The 14,734-nt window shown below is 44.6% G+C and carries 13 protein-coding genes; 3 read left to right on the forward strand and 10 right to left on the reverse strand.

Annotation, left to right across the window (positions count from 1 at the left end; genetic code table 11):
- Nucleotides 1-10 precede the first annotated feature (10 nt).
- From nrdR to MSG34_RS09225, 7 genes are all read right to left on the reverse strand, one after another.
- Complete coding sequence (gene nrdR, locus MSG34_RS09195; RefSeq protein ID WP_004734394.1) at nucleotides 11-460, reverse strand: transcriptional regulator NrdR; 450 nt, start codon at nucleotides 458-460, stop codon at nucleotides 11-13.
- A 156-nt stretch (nucleotides 461-616) separates the two neighbouring features.
- A complete protein-coding gene (locus tag MSG34_RS09200) occupies nucleotides 617-1,867 on the reverse strand; it encodes a glutamate-5-semialdehyde dehydrogenase (protein WP_248337111.1) in 1,251 nt (416 codons plus the stop codon).
- Nucleotides 1,868-1,933: 66 nt separating this feature from the next.
- On the reverse strand, nucleotides 1,934-3,118 hold the full coding sequence (gene proB / locus MSG34_RS09205; protein ID WP_248337113.1) for a glutamate 5-kinase: 1,185 nt from the start codon (nucleotides 3,116-3,118) through the stop codon (nucleotides 1,934-1,936).
- A gap of 76 nt (nucleotides 3,119-3,194) precedes the next feature.
- Nucleotides 3,195-3,584 (reverse strand): sigma factor-binding protein Crl, encoded by a 390-nt coding sequence (crl, locus tag MSG34_RS09210; protein ID WP_017060787.1) that lies wholly within the window; start codon nucleotides 3,582-3,584, stop codon nucleotides 3,195-3,197.
- Between the two features lie 144 nt (nucleotides 3,585-3,728).
- Nucleotides 3,729-4,982 carry an esterase FrsA gene (gene frsA / locus MSG34_RS09215; RefSeq protein WP_248337114.1) on the reverse strand — a complete coding sequence of 418 codons (1,254 nt, stop codon included), beginning with the start codon at nucleotides 4,980-4,982 and terminating at the stop codon, nucleotides 3,729-3,731.
- A gap of 89 nt (nucleotides 4,983-5,071) precedes the next feature.
- Nucleotides 5,072-5,536 carry an oxytetracycline resistance phosphoribosyltransferase domain-containing protein Tet(34) gene (tet(34), locus tag MSG34_RS09220; RefSeq protein WP_009847475.1) on the reverse strand — a complete coding sequence of 155 codons (465 nt, stop codon included), beginning with the start codon at nucleotides 5,534-5,536 and terminating at the stop codon, nucleotides 5,072-5,074.
- Between the two features lie 84 nt (nucleotides 5,537-5,620).
- Entirely contained in the window at nucleotides 5,621-6,910 is a 1,290-nt protein-coding gene (locus tag MSG34_RS09225) for an NCS2 family permease (protein ID WP_048605536.1), read from the reverse strand.
- A 1,064-nt stretch (nucleotides 6,911-7,974) separates the two neighbouring features.
- Between MSG34_RS09225 and MSG34_RS09230 the strand changes: the two genes are divergently transcribed.
- Nucleotides 7,975-9,447 carry an aminoacyl-histidine dipeptidase gene (locus tag MSG34_RS09230; RefSeq protein ID WP_248337116.1) on the forward strand — a complete coding sequence of 491 codons (1,473 nt, stop codon included), beginning with the start codon at nucleotides 7,975-7,977 and terminating at the stop codon, nucleotides 9,445-9,447.
- Nucleotides 9,448-9,585: 138 nt separating this feature from the next.
- Here the strand turns inward: MSG34_RS09230 and MSG34_RS09235 are convergent, their stop codons facing one another.
- On the reverse strand, nucleotides 9,586-10,125 hold the full coding sequence (locus tag MSG34_RS09235) for a DUF3332 family protein (RefSeq protein WP_048605541.1): 540 nt from the start codon (nucleotides 10,123-10,125) through the stop codon (nucleotides 9,586-9,588).
- 271 nt (nucleotides 10,126-10,396) lie between these two features.
- On the opposite strand from MSG34_RS09235, the gene MSG34_RS09240 reads away from it, so the two are divergent.
- On the forward strand, nucleotides 10,397-11,443 hold the full coding sequence (locus tag MSG34_RS09240; protein WP_017060792.1) for a succinylglutamate desuccinylase/aspartoacylase family protein: 1,047 nt from the start codon (nucleotides 10,397-10,399) through the stop codon (nucleotides 11,441-11,443).
- A gap of 202 nt (nucleotides 11,444-11,645) precedes the next feature.
- On the opposite strand, the gene MSG34_RS09245 is transcribed toward MSG34_RS09240, so the two are convergent.
- On the reverse strand, nucleotides 11,646-11,963 hold the full coding sequence (locus MSG34_RS09245; protein WP_017056240.1) for a DUF3622 domain-containing protein: 318 nt from the start codon (nucleotides 11,961-11,963) through the stop codon (nucleotides 11,646-11,648).
- Nucleotides 11,964-12,317: 354 nt separating this feature from the next.
- Here MSG34_RS09245 and MSG34_RS09250 point away from each other — a divergent pair, with 354 nt between their 5' ends.
- Nucleotides 12,318-13,325 carry an adenosine deaminase gene (locus tag MSG34_RS09250; RefSeq protein WP_248337118.1) on the forward strand — a complete coding sequence of 336 codons (1,008 nt, stop codon included), beginning with the start codon at nucleotides 12,318-12,320 and terminating at the stop codon, nucleotides 13,323-13,325.
- 68 nt (nucleotides 13,326-13,393) lie between these two features.
- Here MSG34_RS09250 and MSG34_RS09255 read toward each other — a convergent pair whose 3' ends face one another.
- Nucleotides 13,394-14,578 carry an NnrS family protein gene (locus MSG34_RS09255; protein ID WP_248337119.1) on the reverse strand — a complete coding sequence of 395 codons (1,185 nt, stop codon included), beginning with the start codon at nucleotides 14,576-14,578 and terminating at the stop codon, nucleotides 13,394-13,396.
- Nucleotides 14,579-14,734: the final 156 nt, after the last annotated feature.

Raw genomic sequence — 14,734 nt, forward strand, 5'->3', positions numbered from 1 at the left:
GATTGAGGAGTTAATCCTCTAATTTAGCGATTTCTTCGCCAAACTCTCGGATGTCTTCAAAGCTACGGTAAACAGAGGCAAAACGGATGTACGCCACTTTATCCAATTCTTTCAATTGGCCCATCACAAGATTACCAATCATCTCGCTTGGTACTTCACGCTCACCAGTTGCACGGAGTTGTGACTTAATCGTACTGATAGCAAGTTCAATCGCATCAGCACTCACTGGGCGTTTTTCTAGGGCGCGCTGTACACCACCCACCATTTTATCTTCATTAAATGGTTCGCGGTTTCCATTCGACTTTATGACTTTAGGCATCACAAGTTCTGCCGATTCGAACGTAGTAAAACGTTCACTACATGCAAGGCATTGACGGCGACGACGAACCTGATGGCCATCGGCTACCAGTCTTGAATCGATTACTTTAGTGTCGTTCTCTGAACAAAAAGGACAATGCATATCACCTCCAAATAATTGAATATCAGTGTAACGGAATTGCCAAACGTTAGGAAAGAAAAAGGGCCAATTAAGGCCCTTTTGTGTGGTGATTCATTGATTATTGCTACTCGATCGCCATTTCAAAAATGAGCTGAGGAGTAAAATTAACGACCAGCGTTAACCGCGGACTAAATAGTTCGCTTTACCTACCCATTTGTAGCTTGTCAGCTCTTCTAAGCCCATTGGGCCGCGAGCATGCAATTTCTGAGTAGACACGGCGACTTCAGCGCCTAAACCAAACTGTGCGCCATCAGTAAAACGTGTTGATGCATTCACATAAACCGCTGCAGAACCAACAGAGTTAATGAAACGCTCTGAGCTCTCTAGGCTATTGGTCATGATCGCATCTGAGTGACTCGCGTTGTGTACACGCATGTGGTCAATCGCTTCTGCCACATCCGCTACCACTTTCACGCCTAGCGTGTAGCTTAGCCATTCAGTGTCAAAGTCGCCTTCAACCGCATCACGTTGGTCTTCAAAACCCGCTAGCAGCGATTTTGCACTGGTATCAGCAACCAAGGTTACCTTGCCGGCTAAACGCTGTTTCAGCTTAGTTAGGAAAGCTTCAGCAACCGCTTCATGCACTAGCAGTGTATCTAACGAGTTACACGCTGACGGGCGTTGAACTTTTGAGTTTTCAACCACATCGACAGATTTCTCAAGATCAGCGCTTTCATCAACGAAGATATGGCTGATACCAAAGCCGCCAATGATAACTGGGATGGTGCTGTTCTCTTTACACATCTTATGCAAGCCAGCGCCACCACGAGGAATGATCATATCCACGTAGTCATCCAGTTTAAGCAGTTGAGAAACGAGTTCACGATCAGGCTTCTCGATGTACTGAACAGAAGCAGCTGGAAGCTCCGCTTTCTCTAATGCAGACTGGATAACCTTAACCAGTTCCATGTTCGAGAAGAACGTCTCTTTACCACCACGTAGAATGCTTGCGTTACCTGTCTTCAGACACAGAGCTGCAATATCGATGGTTACGTTTGGACGCGCTTCATAGATAACACCCACCACACCAAGTGGTACGCGACGACGAGACAGCGACATACCGTTTTCCAGTACTTTGCTGTCAATCTCGCTGCCAACTGGGTCATTCAGGCTAATCACGTTACGCACATCGTTAGCGATACCGGTTAAGCGCTCTTCATTAAGAAGTAGACGATCAAGCAGTGCGTCGGTTAGACCCGCTTCGCGACCTAATTCGATATCTTTCGCGTTCGCTTCTAAAATCGTTGCAGCGTTTGCTTCTAGCTCATCAGCGATGATCGCCAATGCTTTATTCTTTTGCGCCGTAGATGCGGTCGCTAGGAGGAAAGCAGCGTCTTTTGCTGCGATACCCATGTTAGTTAAATCCACGTTTAACTCTCCCTAAATTCTGTCTGTCTTTGGATGCAAAAAGGCGATTCGCCTTATCATCACGAGCTACTCTTGAATCACAACTAGGTCGTCACGGTGAATGACTTCTGACCCATAATCGTATCCAAGGATGTCGCCAATATCTTTACTGTGCTTGCCTGCAATTTTTGCTAGGTCTTGGCTTGAATAACTGGCGATACCACGCGCAATTACTTTGCCTTTGCTGTCTGTGACTTGGGTAACTTCACCACGAGAGAATTCGCCTTTAACTCGAACAACCCCTTTCGCCAACAAGCTACTGCCTTTGGTGTTAACTGCGTTTACTGCGCCGTCGTCGACCACGATGTCACCTGCTGAAGCAGGGCCCGCTAAAATCCAGCGTTTACGGTTTTCAAGCGCTTCCGCTAAAGGCAAGAAACGTGTGCCTTGTGGGTTGTCACTCAGTGAATCAAACACCACGTTTTCGGCACTGCCCGCTGCAATAATCACTTCGATGCCAGCGCGACGAGCAATATCAGCCGCCTGCAGTTTTGTCGCCATGCCGCCGGTACCTAACGTCGTACCGCTGCCACCTGCTATCTTACGCAGTGTGTCATCAATGGTTTTCACTTCTTTGATGAGCTCAGCATTTGGCTCTTTACGAGGGTCAGCCGTAAACAGGCCTTTTTGGTCTGTTAGTAGCAAAAGCTTATCAGCACCGCACAAAATACCCACTAAGGCCGACAAGTTATCATTGTCGCCCACTTTAATTTCGTTGGTGGCTACTGCGTCGTTTTCGTTTACTACCGGAATAATATCGTGTTCAACCAGTGCGTTGATCGTGTCACGTGCATTAAGAAAACGCTCGCGATCATCGAGATCAGCACGAGTCAGTAGCATCTGGCCAATCTTAAGGCCATAGATAGCAAACAAAGACTCCCAAACTTGAATCAACTGACTTTGCCCAACTGCCGCAAGCAACTGTTTGCTCGCCATTGAGTTGGGAAGTGCGGGGTAACCAAGGTGCTCACGTCCTGCTGCAATTGCACCAGACGAAACCATAACCACAGAGTGGCCTTGTTTTTTTAATTCAGCACATTGACGAACCAGCTCAACCATATGAGCGCGGTCTAATGCCAATGTTCCACCAGTTAAGACACTGGTACCCAGTTTAACAACGACAGTTTTACGCTGTGTTGTTGTCCCGCTTTGATGATTTGTTGTCATGAAGTCTTTTATGGATAAAACAAATAAGAGGTGATGTTTTAGCAATCAAAAGGGGAATTCACAAGCAGAAAAGGTGCGAAATCGCACCTTTTTGCTTTATATAGAAGAGTAACCTTTAAAATTAGACGAATTCGACAGACTCTTCGTCTAATTGGATACTGATTTCAAACTTACTTTGAAGTTCATCAACCAGTTTTTTGTGGAAAGCTTCTTGAGTTCGAGAGACCTCAGCTACCGCCTTTTTAGGTAGCGGCAAAGAATCCCAGTTACCATCGATGTTGTACTTGCCGATATTGTACTTCGCCGAATATCCCTCTTCCGACTTATCCAATTCCAGCCACCAGCCCCAGAACTCGCGTTCTTCTGGTGATTTTTTATCGTTCACACATACAGACAAGCAATCAAAGATATAGTGGCCTTCTTCTGATTGCGGTTCCCTTAAGTAAGGCCCGATCGCCTTTAAAACATTCAACAAGCGGTAATGCGTAGGTTGTTGTGTCACTTCTGACATATTGAATCTCCATTTTCAATGTTAAGAATGACGTTACTCAGACTGTTATACGTAGAAACTACGCATTTGGATTTTATAAATTATCGCTGAGTATCAGGTACTTAGTTTGTACACTTTTCATGCTTAACTAATTTAGGAGAAATGTCATCTAAATAATTCATCCTCAAGCCACTTTATCGCCAATTCGAGGGATTGCTCATAACCTTGTGTAATTGACTTAGCTTTGATTTTCTTCGCTTTTCCGTAATCACTGTAAATAGCAACCAGTTGATTATCCATTGGCGGTGAAACCGGGTCACCTTCCAGAGCCAATGCCAAGATAGGAACGCTGGTTTTACTGTTTGACAGCAAACCTTGTACCTTGAGTGACCACGCCATCAACTGCCCAGAAAGACTATTGATATCAACTGCCCCTTTACCAAGACGCGAAGCCAACACATCTAGATGCATCTTAGGCATCTGTTTCAGTTTGTCGGCATGAACAAAGATGTCGTGAATTGGCGCGCCTAAAGAGATACACGCTTTAATCTTATGTTGCTCAAGGAAAGATAGTCTCACCATCGCATTGCCACCGAAGCGAAAACCAAACAAGCCGACTTTGTGGTGATCGACCCATGGGATGTTAGGCAATTCATTCAGCACCGTTTGGTGAAGACAAGATGAGTCTTCTGTTAACGGCCAATGTGCACTGTGCCCTATCGATGGCATGTCTACCGTTAGCATGGCAATGTTCTTTGGAGCTAAGTAATCCCTAAACAAGCGCCACATATCGGTTTGCAAGCTATCTAAACCCGCGCTGACAATCACAACTGGTTGCGGTTTATCTGTCTTGGTTAGATGCAAGTTCGCTTTGATCTTCTTGTTCTGGTATGGAATATCAATCTGCTTGACGATCAACTTAGTGTGCTTGATCGCTTCAGAATACGCTGCATTGGCCAGCACTTGTGCCTGAGCCGCCAAGTTGTCGTTCTTGAGGTGTGGGTAACCCGCAATACTGAAGCACAGCGATGCTGAAAACAGCTCTTCAGCCATCTCTTCACCGCTCTTCTCATTAGAACGATTTTGATGCTGCATACCCAGCTTGGTCCATTCGTATGCCCAGTTACCACTTCGGTAACCCATGACCGTATCAAGCCACTCGTCGATTGTACGAGAGTTATCTGATGACGCGATGCGAGCCAATACCGCTTCTTGCTCTATTGGATTAACGCCTTGCCATACCCACTGAAGACGTCTTAGGTTTCGATACCATGATGAGTTTTGCTGTTCACGCTTCTCATCCAATAACGCTTCAGAGCTTGGCATGTATTGTGTCAACATTGAGGTCTCTTTCGCCTGCTTGTGCTTTACAAACAACGTTTCCGAAAGGTTCGAGCTCGTTTCTTCTGGTTCAGACATTGGGATACTTAATAAGAAATGGTTGTCACTAATAATATAAAAAAAAATGACCCTATAAAGGGTCATTTCTCAAAAAACTAAGTTTACGCTTATTTTGACTTGCGATTTACTGGCTCAACGTAGCTTAGGCTAGTATCCCAAGGTTGCTCAATCCATGTGTCTTGAGCGATATCAACAATGTACTCGTCTAGCAAATCAGCACCCGATGGTTTTGCACATACAGCGATCAGTTTCGCTTTAGGGTACATTTCGCGAAGCTTACGTGCAGTGTCACCACTATCAACCAAGTCTTCAACGATTAGGAAGCCTTCGCCGTCACCTTCAGGTGCTTTAACTACTGTCATATCACGTTGGTGATCGTGGTCGTAGCTAGAAATACAAATCGTATCTACGTGACGAATACCTAGCTCACGAGCCAAGATTGCACCAGGAACTAAACCACCACGGCTTACAGCCCAGATGCCTTTCCACTGCTCTGCTGGCATTTGCTTTTCAGCAAGTTGACGGCAGTAAGTCTGCATGTTGTCCCAAGTGATAACGAATTTGTTGCTCATAGTATAAAACCTAATAATTTTGTCATGTTATTAGAGGCTATCTCAAACATAGCCTCTTCAGCGATTAAGCAGAAATCTAGACGATTAAGCGAAAATGTATTTAAGAATAAAGATAACCGACATTACCCACACAGCAGGTGAAACGTCGCGACCTTTACCACTTAGCAGCTTAATTGCAGCGTAAGCGATGAAACCTAGTGAGATACCCTCAGCGATAGAGTACGTCAGCGGCATAAGCAGACATGTTACCACGACTGGTGCTGCTTCCGTAAGATCACGCCAATCAATGCCAACTAGGCCAGACATCATCAGAATTGCTACATAGAAAAGTGCACCTGATGTTGCGTAAGCCGGAATCATACCTGCAAGTGGCGAGAAGAAAAGAGCCAGTAGGAATAAGATACCAACAACAACAGCAGTTAGACCGGTACGGCCGCCTTCAGCAACACCCGCAACACTCTCAACATAAGAAGTAGTGTTTGATGTACCTAACAGTGCACCAATAGATGTTGCTGTAGAGTCAGCAAGCAGTGCTTTGTTCAAACGAGGTAGTTTGCCGTCTTCTTTGATTAGGTTTGCTTTCGTTGCAACACCAACCAGAGTACCCGCTGTATCGAACAAATCGACGAACAAGAATGCGAATACCACTGAAATCATGCCGATTTCAAATACAGCAGAGAAATCAAGCTGCATGAATGTCGGTGCAAGGCTTGGTGGTGTAGACATGATGCCGCCGTATTGAACGTCACCAATAACAATGCCAAGAGCTGTGATAGCTAGAATTGCAATCATTACTGCGCCTTTCACGCCACGGTGAACAAGAGCAATCGTTAGGAAGAAACCAAGTGAGCCTAGGATAGGAGCAATCGCGGTAATGTCGCCCAGTGAAACTTTAGTTGCTGGGTTAGAAACAACGATGCCTGCATTGCTAAGCGCAATGAACGCTAGGAAAAGACCGATACCTGCAGAGATACCAACACGCAGAGACATAGGGATCGAGTTGATAATCCATTCACGGATCTTAAAGATACTTAAGAAGATGAAGATTACGCCTGATACGAAAACCGCTGCCAGAGCAACTTGCCACGTATAACCCATACCCATTACAACAGCGTAGGTAAAGAATGCGTTCAAACCCATGCCTGGAGCTTGAGCAATTGGGTAGTTAGCAACAAAGCCCATGATGAAACAGCCAATAGCAGCCGCTAAACAGGTTGCTACAAATACAGCGCCATGGTCCATACCAGCATCAGCTAGAATCATTGGGTTTACAAAAATGATGTAAGCCATTGTTAGGAAGGTTGTTAGACCTGCGATGATTTCAGTGCGCACATTGGTGCCATTTTCACTGAGTTTGAATAGCTTTTCGAACATTATCGAATCCTATAAGGGTAAAAAGTAAACGGTTGCGTAATCGATTGGCTGTGGATTATAAAGTTATCAAATAACAAATTCCAGATAGAATTAAGGCTCTAATCGATATTTATCAGAATGCCGTATGAAACAAAGCGATTAAAAATAAAAACATTAGCGGTAAATAGTGTTTAAAAACAAACAATTAACAACGTTACATTCAGTGAAATCAGTTGGTTGTTTTTTCTACCATCGGTTATTTTCATTGAGAATCTAGCCAGTAAATTCTGAATTCAAACCCACAATAGTTATGTATTTTTCAACAGGATCAGTAATAAGGCGCAAATTGATATTTCGGCGTTTAAAAAACAACCGCGCAGAACTGCAGGGAAAGTGACAAACGAAAGCGGTTTGGAAAAGTAGCAGGCAAAAAAAACGCCACTCAAAACTGAGTGGCGGTAGAATCTGTCAACCAAAAGGGCTGTAAAAGAATTCCAATATATAGGGGTGAACAAAACTGTTCGAGTTACATGCTTACGGTATTAGTAACCAAAGCTTGTAGGGTATGCAAAGTTGCTAGTGTAAACAGAGCTGTTAATCCAGAACATTGCAGATGGTAAACCTTTCATAACTATCACCTTAATAAATCAATAAAAAACGAATTTGATTTCTCGGTTCCTTGGAGGCGATAAAACGGACTCATCCTTTGAGCATTTACTCTTCATCTCAGAAGTTGGTTATTAATATACCCTAAAGAAAAAAGATTACAAGTATTTTTTGCTATACGTCACACTTTTTGCCATTTACGGTTATTTTGCAAACTTATTTTCGTAATTAAATTACAGAATAGAATTAAACAAACGTTTGCTTGCGCCATTTATAAGCATCAAGGCGCTTAATTGTGATCAGGTGGACAAGATCGCTTTCAAAATTTGAGCTATTTGAGGTTTAGAACCGCTACTCGTCAAAACGCTCAAGTGGTATGCTGTTGCCATCAAAACAGACCCATATTTTAGATTTTTGTTCTAGATTTTTACCCATACAAAACCTAAATATATGGTTATTAAATAAAAAAGGAGTCATCCGTGTCTGAATTCCATTCTGAGATCAGTAAATTATCCCCTGCCCCTATCTGGCAGTTCTTCGATAAGATTTGCTCAATCCCACACCCTTCTAAGCATGAAGAAGAGCTTGCTCAATACATTATTGCTTGGGCAACAGAGCAAGGCCTAGATGTACGTCGTGACCCAACGGGCAACGTATTCATCAAAAAGCCAGCAACGGCGGGTATGGAAAACAAAAAAGGTGTAGTGCTACAAGCTCACATCGATATGGTTCCACAAAAGAACGAAGACACAGTTCATGACTTCGCTAAAGATCCAATCCAACCATACATTGATGGTGAGTGGGTTACAGCTAAAGGCACAACGCTTGGCGCTGACAACGGCATGGGCATGGCTTCTTGCCTAGCGGTTCTCGCTTCAAACGAAATCCAGCACGGCCCTATCGAAGTTCTACTAACAGTAGATGAAGAAGCAGGCATGACTGGTGCTTTCGGTCTTGAAGCGGGTTGGTTAGAAGGCGATATCCTTCTTAACACCGATTCAGAGCAAGAAGGCGAAGTGTACATGGGTTGTGCTGGCGGTATCGACGGCGCAATGACATTTGAAATTGCTCGTAACGCGATTCCAGCTGACTTCGTAACACGTAAGCTAACGCTGAAAGGCCTAAAAGGCGGTCACTCTGGTTGTGACATCCACACAGGTCGCGCAAACGCAAACAAACTGCTTGCTCGCTTCCTAGCGGGTCACGCAAAAGAGCTAGACCTTCGCATCGTCGAATTCAAAGGTGGCAGCCTTCGTAACGCGATCCCTCGTGAAGGTTTCGTAACGGTTGCTGTTCCTGCGGCAAGCCAAGAAAAACTGGCTTCACTATACAACTACTACACTGAACTGCTTTCAACAGAGCTAGGCAAAGTAGAAGACAGCATCGTGACTTTCAATGAAGAAGCTTCTGTAGAAATGGGCGCACTTGCGTCAGCAGACCAAGCTCGCTTTATCGCGGCACTTAACGCATGTCCAAACGGCGTGATTCGTATGAGTGACGAGATTGAAGGTGTTGTGGAAACGTCTCTAAACGTAGGTGTTATCACAACAGAAGAGAACTCAATCACAGTGCTTTGCCTGATCCGCTCTCTTATCGATTCAGGTCGCTCACAAGTAGAAAGCATGCTTCACTCTGTTGCTGAACTAGCAGGCGCTAACATCGCGTTCTCTGGTGCTTACCCAGGTTGGAAACCAGACGCAGATTCGGAAATCATGCATATCTTCCGCGACATGTACGAAGGTATCTACGGTCACAAGCCAAACATCATGGTTATCCATGCTGGTCTTGAGTGTGGTCTATTCAAAGAACCTTACCCGAACATGGATATGGTTTCTTTCGGCCCAACCATCAAGTTCCCGCACTCTCCTGATGAGAAAGTGAAGATCGACACCGTTGAGCTATTCTGGAACCAAATGGTTGCATTGCTTGAAGCGATCCCAGAAAAAGCTTAATTCGATTAGCGTTAGTGCTTTTCAATGAATGGTGTTTCAGTAAACACCGTTTATCGACACAAAATAAAACAGGTACTCAATGAGTACCTGTTTTTGTATCTAATCTTTGTAATCGACTATTTGTGACTAAAGAAGCAATTAAGCGCGTGAAGCCGCGTAGCTTTCTAGCTCATCAATTGAAGTTTGTGCCACAACTTCACCATCGATGAAGTACGTCACCATCTCGCCATCACGAACACCGATTAACGTCGCACGCTCACCAGACTGGTAAGTAATGTCCATTTGGATCGTGTTTTCATCAATCTGCTGCATTTGACCTTTTTCGATCACATCTGCACTCGTGATAGGACCTACTGGCGCTTCCGTTAGAGACGGATCAAGTTGGTGGTTGATGTCTAGGTAAGTATCAGTCTTAGTATCAAAGATGTGCGGAGCACCTGTTAGTGGGTTGCTACCTGTCCAGAACTCTAGTGAGTTGAATACTAGGTAGTCGGCAGCAACTGTTAGACCGTATGCAGGTGCAAGTAGCATGTTCAAACCACCACGAGCGTAACGGTTATCAACAGCCTTGATGTTGAACTTCATTAGGTAACCCGTTACTGCGTTGCTACCAACACAGCCAGATAAAGCAACAGATACCACCGCTAGTGCTACAACTTTTGAAATTGTTTTTTTCATTTTGATCTCAATATTTGAATTTGGCCGCCAAAAAATGGCGGTGGATAATACCAACGAACTGAATAACAAATATCAGCGCTAAATCAATGTATTGTCAGAAAATTCACAATTTGAAACACCCTTCAATTAGCCAAATAAAAAACTGAAACCAATTCACAAGCCACTTCATAAAAAACTTTTGTCGTCACCGTAAAGCGATTGATTCGTACTAAAAATCAACGATTGCTACATTCCGTGTTAACGAATTATCACCATGTTGAGAACAACCTAAATGGCAAGACTAAAACCTAATCAACCATTCGAATTACTTGGTTATACTGTTCAGCCAGGACAGCGAATGGAGATTGAACTGCAAGCGGCTCAGCTTTACACGCATTCTCCACTTTCGATCCCGATTGAAATTATTCACGGTCGCCAAGCAGGCCCAACACTGATGGTAAATGCGGCTATCCACGGCGATGAGCTAAACGGTGTTGAGATTGCACGACAACTGACCAATGCGATTGATCCAAAGAAATTGAAAGGGACATTAATTGTTGTGCCTATCGTTAACGTATTTGGCTTTATCCATAAATCTCGTTACCTACCAGACCGTCGTGACCTAAACCGTTGCTTCCCTGGCAGTGAGAAAGGATCGCTAACATCACGCATCGCTTACACCTTCTTCGAGAACGTGGCAAAGCACTGTGATTACATTCTAGATCTACACACGGGCGCGATTCACCGTACCAATCTGCCACAGATTCGTGCAAACCTATCGAATCCTGAAACACTGCGCATCGCAAAAGCGTTCGCAACACCCGTGATTATTGATTCTCCACTGCGTGACGGTTCACTGCGTAGCGAAGCGGAAAAGCTGGGTATTCCTGTATTAACTTACGAAGGTGGTGAAGCACTGCGTTTTGATCACCTAGCGATTCGTGCGGGTTACCTTGGCGTGCATCAAGTGATGAAAGAAATCGGCATGCTGCGTCCTAACCGTAAGAAGTTACCAGAGCCAGTATTGAGTAAATCCACCAGCTGGATCCGCGCGGAGTCAGACGGTATTTTGCGTAACATGGTAAGACTGGGCGAACAAGTTGAAGCGGGACAAACTCTGGCTTACATCAGCTCTCCATTGGGTCACCAAGAAGGCCAAGTGATCACAACCAAAGGCGGTATCGTGATTGGTCAGCAAACTCTGCCTTTGGTCAACGAAGGTGATGCTGTGTTCCACATCGCTTACTTCAAGCAAGACGATGAAGAAGTAGGACAATCAGTAGAAAGCTACATTGAAGAAGTGGCAGAAGATGATTGGCTAACTGCACTGAATAACTGATCAGACAATGCTTAAAAGTTTAAGAGCTCGACGTTAAAAGCGAGAAGCTAAACCGAGCTCTTAAACACAATAAAACAGAACTCCACAAACTAAAAAGCCCCAATACACTTTTAACTAGAAAGAAAAAAGTTGTATCGGGGCTTTTTTTTCACAAATCCCTTATCTTAAAATTAAGGGATCTATAAATTAGTTATGCACTGAATTACTCAGCGTCTTCTTGCTCTTCTGCACGAGCTTTAGCGCGCGCTTCACGTGCTTGCTCAGCTTTAAGCTCTTTAGTGTGACGTAGTTCGTCACGCTCTTTACGCTGCTCTGATTTACGCTCGTTACGTTCAGCTTGGTTAGCGATGAAAGATGCTAGCTCTTTCTCTGCCCACTCTTGTGCTAGAGCTTCAGTTTCGAAACCAGACTCACGCTTAGATACTGTAGTGCTGCGAGACGTTACTTGACGAGTAATCTCTGCACACCAACCGTTGCGTTTTTCTGTAAGGCGGATATCAAATTTTTTGTTCTTAGACATGTTCTATTTTTTCCTAAGGGAGATCATTAAGGGATCGGTCAACTTTGATAACTCCATCTAAGTGAGCATCTTTTAACACCATCCCTTGGTAAGCGCGGTATTAGAGCACAAATCAATGAATATTGCTGCAAATATTTGCAGCGGATCACACTCCAATGCTGCAAATCGTTTGCGCCTGATTTCAATTAGTTCGTAACTTCCAATTCACCATCAACTTCAACCCTGTTTTATCGACAACAATGAAATGGACTATGCTCAAACAGAGATAAATGAAAGAGATACCTGCTTGCTCAGGTTTATAGACTCTACTGTCTCACCTACTCCGCTCATAATTAAAATAGCTAAGGAGTTGCTATGGATAGCTTCATCAAAAATTTACCAAAAGTTGAGCTGCACTTACACATAGAAGGCACACTTGAGCCAGAGCTGATGTTCCAACTCGCCAAGCGTAATAACGTGTCGATTCCATTTGAGACCCCAGACCAAGTCCGAGACGCATACCAGTTCCACAATCTTCAATCCTTTCTCGATATCTATTATCAAGGTGCAAACGTACTGATTCATGAACAAGATTTCTACGACCTGACGTGGGCTTATCTGTTGAAGTGCCAGCAAGATAATGTGGTTCACACTGAGATATTCTTCGACCCCCAAACCCACACGGAACGCGGCATTGCCTTTGAAGTCATCGTAAGCGGGATCACTCGAGCTTTGAATCAAGCGGAGCAAGAGCTTGGTATCAGCAGCCAACTGATCATGTGTTTTCTGCGTCACCTCGATGAAGACAGCGCTTTTGAAACACTCAAACAAGCCCTTCCCTATAAAGATAAGATCATTGCCGTTGGGTTAGATTCATCAGAACAGGGCAATCCGCCAGAGAAGTTTAAACATGTATTCCAAGAAGCGATCAACCAAGGCTTCTTGACTGTCGCGCACGCCGGAGAAGAAGGCCCAGCACAAAATATTATCGACGCAGTGAGCTTGTTAGGCATTACCCGAATTGATCATGGCGTTCGCTGTGTAGAAGATGAAGAGTTGATGGAACAGCTAATAGCAAAACGTACACCACTGACGGTCTGCCCGCTATCGAATACCAATCTCAAGGTGTTTGAGACCATGCAAGAGCACAACATCGTCGAGTTGCTGAGAAAAGGGCTGTGCGTCACCATCAATTCCGATGATCCGGCTTACTTCGGTGGCTATATGAATGATAACTTCCTAGCGGTCGCCAATGCTCACCCAATGACCAAAAACGAATTAGCACAATTCAGTATTAATGCCATCGAAGCCAGTTTCATCTCGCCTCATGCCAAAGAAGACCTCATCACGCAGGTACGCCAATACCTTGCTGCGAATACTTAATGAGTTATCAAGATCAAAAAGGGAAGCTCTGAGCTTCCCTTTCAATATGGTTCGATAACCCATTTGCCTTAGCCCGGGTGACCATCCACTCTTGGCGTTAACAGCATCATGCCGAACTTCCAAATAAACAGCCCGAACGCTAACGTCCATAAACCGGCGCTGATGTTGACCATCTCAAATAAATACGCCGGGAAGAATGTCACACCCAAACTACGAACGAGTGCCGCGATAAAAATAGCCGAGAACGCCAAAGCCATACTTGGCCCTTTATAGATAGCACGACCGGTATGTCCCATTGTCACTCGCGTAATCATCGCCAGAATTAACCCACTCAAACCGCCAATCGCAAACAGGTGCAGCATGTTGTGGCTCGCGAACGGGTTGTCTAACAGACCACGCAACAGCAAGCTTAAAGGGATACATAGGTAAGCCGCATGCAGCGACCACACCAAAGGTTCTGATAGTGTTGTCCAAGGTTTCCAGCGGATAAAGCGCACCAACTGAGTCACACCTGCAAATACCATCAACTCATTGCCGACTTGAGCAAAGGTCAATGGGAAGAAGCTCAACACAAATAAACCAACCAAAGGTAGGTTCGCTAGCCATTCCAACCAAACCAATGGTTGTGCTTTTTCAAAATCAAAGCGACGCGCTGTGAAGAATGGGATTACTCGCCCACCCATCACTGATAACAGCAAGGTAAACCACCACAACATAGCCTGCCAAACTGCAGACGATGGAAATGGAGGCATTCCCTTTATGGTCGCGTAACTAGCAAAGTTCGCCACGATAGCCAATATAAACAGCGGCACAAAAAACAGGTTCTTCCAGCCTTTCGACTTCACGACTCGGAAACCAACTTCGTAGGCGGCAAAGATTAAGAACAGCGCCTCAACCGATGAGATCAGCCATAACGGAGCGGGTGTCCAAAACAGAATACGAGGTGCGAGCCATAAGCCCACAAGAGCTGCCAACCGATAGTGCTTGGTTCCGTTGACACCCGTCCACGTTTGTACTGCCGTTAACACAAAACCGACCACTATCGCCATTGAGAAACCAAACAGCATCTCATGTACGTGCCACCACAGTGCAGGAACTTTTAAAATCTCAGGCTGACCGTTTTGGAACATGATGACCCAAGCGACAATCGCAATCACGGCATAGAGACTGCCTAAAAAGAAGAAAGGTCGAAAACCTAAACGCAGGTAGGCTGGAATCGCGTCTTCTACACTTTTATCTGTGATATTTAACAAACTCGCTCCTAATTCTCAGATAAGCGGCTAAGGTATTACCTAAACCAAATTTGGTGTGCATCAAATCCGATGCAATATGCAGATCACATTGCATGAAACGCGCCAATTAGATAAAAGCAGTAAAAACAGCGACTCACGAGATTCGCTAACCAATAA

This window comes from Vibrio sp. 1CM2L, assembly GCF_023161695.1.
Classification (GTDB): Bacteria; Pseudomonadota; Gammaproteobacteria; order Enterobacterales; family Vibrionaceae; genus Vibrio; species Vibrio coralliirubri.

Bases quoted from the DNA above. Each gene is read 5' to 3' on its own strand.
- MSG34_RS09240 (WP_017060792.1), top strand. From the start codon at position 10,397: ATGGCAAGACTAAAACCTAATCAACCATTCGAATTACTTGGTTATACT.
- MSG34_RS09235 (WP_048605541.1), bottom strand. From the start codon at position 10,125: ATGAAAAAAACAATTTCAAAAGTTGTAGCACTAGCGGTGGTATCTGTT.
- MSG34_RS09225 (WP_048605536.1), bottom strand. From the start codon at position 6,910: ATGTTCGAAAAGCTATTCAAACTCAGTGAAAATGGCACCAATGTGCGC.
- MSG34_RS09245 (WP_017056240.1), bottom strand. From the start codon at position 11,963: ATGTCTAAGAACAAAAAATTTGATATCCGCCTTACAGAAAAACGCAAC.
- frsA (WP_248337114.1), bottom strand. From the start codon at position 4,982: ATGTCTGAACCAGAAGAAACGAGCTCGAACCTTTCGGAAACGTTGTTT.
- MSG34_RS09250 (WP_248337118.1), top strand. From the start codon at position 12,318: ATGGATAGCTTCATCAAAAATTTACCAAAAGTTGAGCTGCACTTACAC.
- crl (WP_017060787.1), bottom strand. From the start codon at position 3,584: ATGTCAGAAGTGACACAACAACCTACGCATTACCGCTTGTTGAATGTT.
- nrdR (WP_004734394.1), bottom strand. From the start codon at position 460: ATGCATTGTCCTTTTTGTTCAGAGAACGACACTAAAGTAATCGATTCA.